Annotated in this window: 3 protein-coding genes and 1 pseudogene; 3 read left to right on the top strand and 1 reads right to left on the bottom strand. The window is 40.0% G+C overall.

What is annotated here, in order from left to right; genetic code table 11:
* The first annotated feature begins 499 nt into the window (after positions 1-499).
* On the top strand, positions 500-1,369 hold the full coding sequence (locus tag F6K52_RS34925) for a class I SAM-dependent methyltransferase (protein WP_293089570.1): 870 nt from the start codon (positions 500-502) through the stop codon (positions 1,367-1,369).
* 539 nt (positions 1,370-1,908) lie between these two features.
* On the opposite strand, the gene F6K52_RS34920 is transcribed toward F6K52_RS34925, so the two are convergent.
* Positions 1,909-2,097, bottom strand: a complete 189-nt coding sequence (locus tag F6K52_RS34920; RefSeq protein WP_364421270.1) for a DUF1232 domain-containing protein — start codon at positions 2,095-2,097, stop codon at positions 1,909-1,911.
* A gap of 65 nt (positions 2,098-2,162) precedes the next feature.
* Here F6K52_RS34920 and F6K52_RS34915 point away from each other — a divergent pair, with 65 nt between their 5' ends.
* A complete protein-coding gene (locus tag F6K52_RS34915) occupies positions 2,163-2,312 on the top strand; it encodes a hypothetical protein (protein WP_293089568.1) in 150 nt (49 codons plus the stop codon).
* 6 nt (positions 2,313-2,318) lie between these two features.
* A pseudogene (locus tag F6K52_RS34910) lies at positions 2,319-2,888 on the top strand (glycosyl transferase family 1); the annotation flags it as partial.

Raw genomic sequence — 2,888 nt, 5'->3', positions numbered from 1 at the left:
AGGAGACAGGAGACAATTATAGTGGTCAATAGGAGTAAGTAATTGAGTATTTATGCTTAATATTTTCCTGAGAATTTGACTCCTCAGAAACGTCAATGAATCGGAGCTACATAGTATAAATACTTACCAAGCTGCCGTTTTTATACTACTTTTAATGCTACAACTTGACGTGCGGAATGTGGGTAGGAATAAATTATGAGCAACTATCTCAACTGATAGAACAAGCCAAGTTATTACATCGTCAACATCAAGAAAAAATTGAAAATCAAAAAGTCCGGCTAATAAAGCCTGGGGGAGGTGCTGGACAAAAATTATCAATTGAAGACCAAATAGTTGGTATAGGTCAATTACTAAGCTGATGCGCATTTAAATTGGTTTTTCCCGATTCCCGATTCCCGATTCCCGATTCCCTTTGAGCAATTTAGGTATCCCAATCTAAATACTGAACAGCTTATAGGTCAATTCATAGCAGATTACTTGAACTAGTGAAGCAATAATTATGGGTGAGTTTACTGTTTGTAATGTTTGTGACAATCCTGGAACTTTTAAACAGGCTAAAGATGTTAGACAAATTTCTTCTAATGTCCGAAAGTTTAAAGAGCACAAGTTTACCGTCTGGCGATGTTCATCTTGCCATTCTCTACATTCTAAAGACTCAGTAGATCTAGACTATTATTATGCAGACTATCCCATCAACAATCTACGGTTCAATAATTTCATCAGTCGTCTGGCTTATCAAGGTCCGCTTAAACTCTTACTTAAACATGGATTTAAAAAGAATCATAAGCTTCTAGATTTTGGGTGTAACCAAGGATTATTCCTTTCGTTCTTACATCAGCTAGGTTACAACAATGCTTTTGGTTACGATTCCTATATTCCCAAGTACTCTGACCAAAGTGTTTTAGATCATGAATACGATATAATTTTCACCGATCAAGTAATTGAACACCTCAAGGAACCACGGAAAGTTTTCGGTCAATTGGTTAGCTGTTTGAAAAAAGGTGGGTTGTTGGTCGTAGGAACACCCAATGCCGATGAGATTGAATTGTCTGACTCATACCTCACCATGTTACACCAACCTTACCATCAACATATTCTCTCAGAGAAAGCGCTATTGAATTTGGGGTTAAGTAATGGTTTAGAAGTCGTAAAAGTCTACAAACGGTGGTCAGGCAACAGCTTGTTTCCCACGCTGAATCCCAGATTTATTTTTACTTATGTTCGTTGTACGGGAAACATGATTGATGTTGCAACTGAACCGCCTCGCCTAGGAACTATATTAACTTCCCCGCTACTGATGTTTTATGCTTTTGCCGGTTACTTTTTCCCACATCCGGGAAATATGATAGTTGTCTTCCGTTGTAACTGAACCGCGCTGATCGCTCATCCTTATCTGTTCAAACAATGGCAGTGATTAGGGGGAGTACTGTCCATCAGCTGAGTGAGTCGAATCTGCTGAATTACTCCAGAAGCTTGTTAGCTTCCGGCAAAAGAAGCCCCACATCTCAATGCGCAGCATGAGTGTGGGATGAATTTTGCACAGAGTCTTTCACAAAATACCAATCGATGTGTTATACTAGAAATACTGACTTTCAAAGCCGAAAATGCTGGAAAGTTGGTCAAACATTATTAAACAAAAGACCAAAAAAACAGAGCGGCAGGGCAGTCCGTTCTTAAAGCCCAGCGCCTCCTAAGCAATAGCTGGATTGGCGCTTGATGCCTACACTGAACTCAAAGAGTCAGTGTGGGAGCTGTCACTACAGAGGCACAGCTGTACACCTCTAAAGTTGGTAGCAGTACCCACTAACCACTAACCACAGACAGACCCTCAAGGGGAAATTACCGAAAAAAAAATGCAGAAGTAATTGTGTCAATCTACTTCTGCCTGAACCCTTTCAAGACCCTTGACTAGACACCCATAGAGTCTACATCCACAGTCTTGACCTTAGGATCTTGAGTGTCATTGGCAATTTTTTCGCTTTGGCGGGTTTTGGCAAAGTCAATTAGCCACTGAGACAGCTCCGAAACCAGCAGGGTTATCACTGCGATATCATCAATTTTCCCAATGATGGGAATAAAGTCTGGGGAAATATCAATGGGGCTGGGAGCCCGCTATCAACTTAATCTTTAATCAAGGTAATCTATTTTATTGAGGAAGTATTATGACTCATTTTGGCATCATGTGTCCTCCTGTTTCTGGTCATCTTAACCCTATGGCTACGTTAGGCTACGAACTGAAACAGCGTGGTCATCGCGTTACCGTATTAGGAATTGAAGACACTCAACCAAAAGTTATAGCAGCAGGATTATAATTTCAGGTGATTGGCAAGTCTGATTTTCCCAAAGGAGCCACAAAAGACTTCTCTACTCAACTAGGTAATTACAGTGGATTTAAGGGATTACTGTATACACTCAATTGGATTATCAATACAGCAAAAATTTGTCTTCGGGATGCTCCAGACCTAATTAAAGCAGCAGGTATAGAGCTATTATTATTAGATCAAGGTACTCCAGAAGGAGCAACTATCGCTAACTATCTAGATATTCCTTTTGTAACTGTATCCAATGCCTTAATTTGCAATTGGGACATGAGCGTTCCTCCCATAACCACGTCCTGGAATTATGACCCTTCATGGCGGGGAATTATACGCAACCGAGTGGGTTCTGCACTGCTTTATCTGGTGAATAAATCTTTTATAAACATTATTAATGACCATCGTCAGCAGTGGAATTTATCTCCCTATAATCACTTCAATCAATACTGTTCCCAATTGGCTCAAATTTGTCAACAACCTGCTGAATTTGAATTTCCTAGAAGAGAGCTCCCTTCTTGTTGTCATTTCACCGGTCCGTATCATTATCCAAGTTCAGTTAGTCAAGAATCAATT

The organism is Moorena sp. SIO3H5 (assembly GCF_010692395.1).
Lineage (GTDB): Bacteria > Cyanobacteriota > Cyanobacteriia > Cyanobacteriales > Coleofasciculaceae > Moorena.
Note: the sequence above shows the minus strand (reverse complement) of the source record. Positions and strands in the feature narration are given on the sequence as shown.

Coding starts and splice junctions, on each gene's coding strand:
- F6K52_RS34925 (WP_293089570.1), top strand. CDS start 500: ATGGGTGAGTTTACTGTTTGTAATGTTTGTGACAATCCTGGAACTTTT.
- F6K52_RS34915 (WP_293089568.1), top strand. CDS start 2,163: ATGACTCATTTTGGCATCATGTGTCCTCCTGTTTCTGGTCATCTTAAC.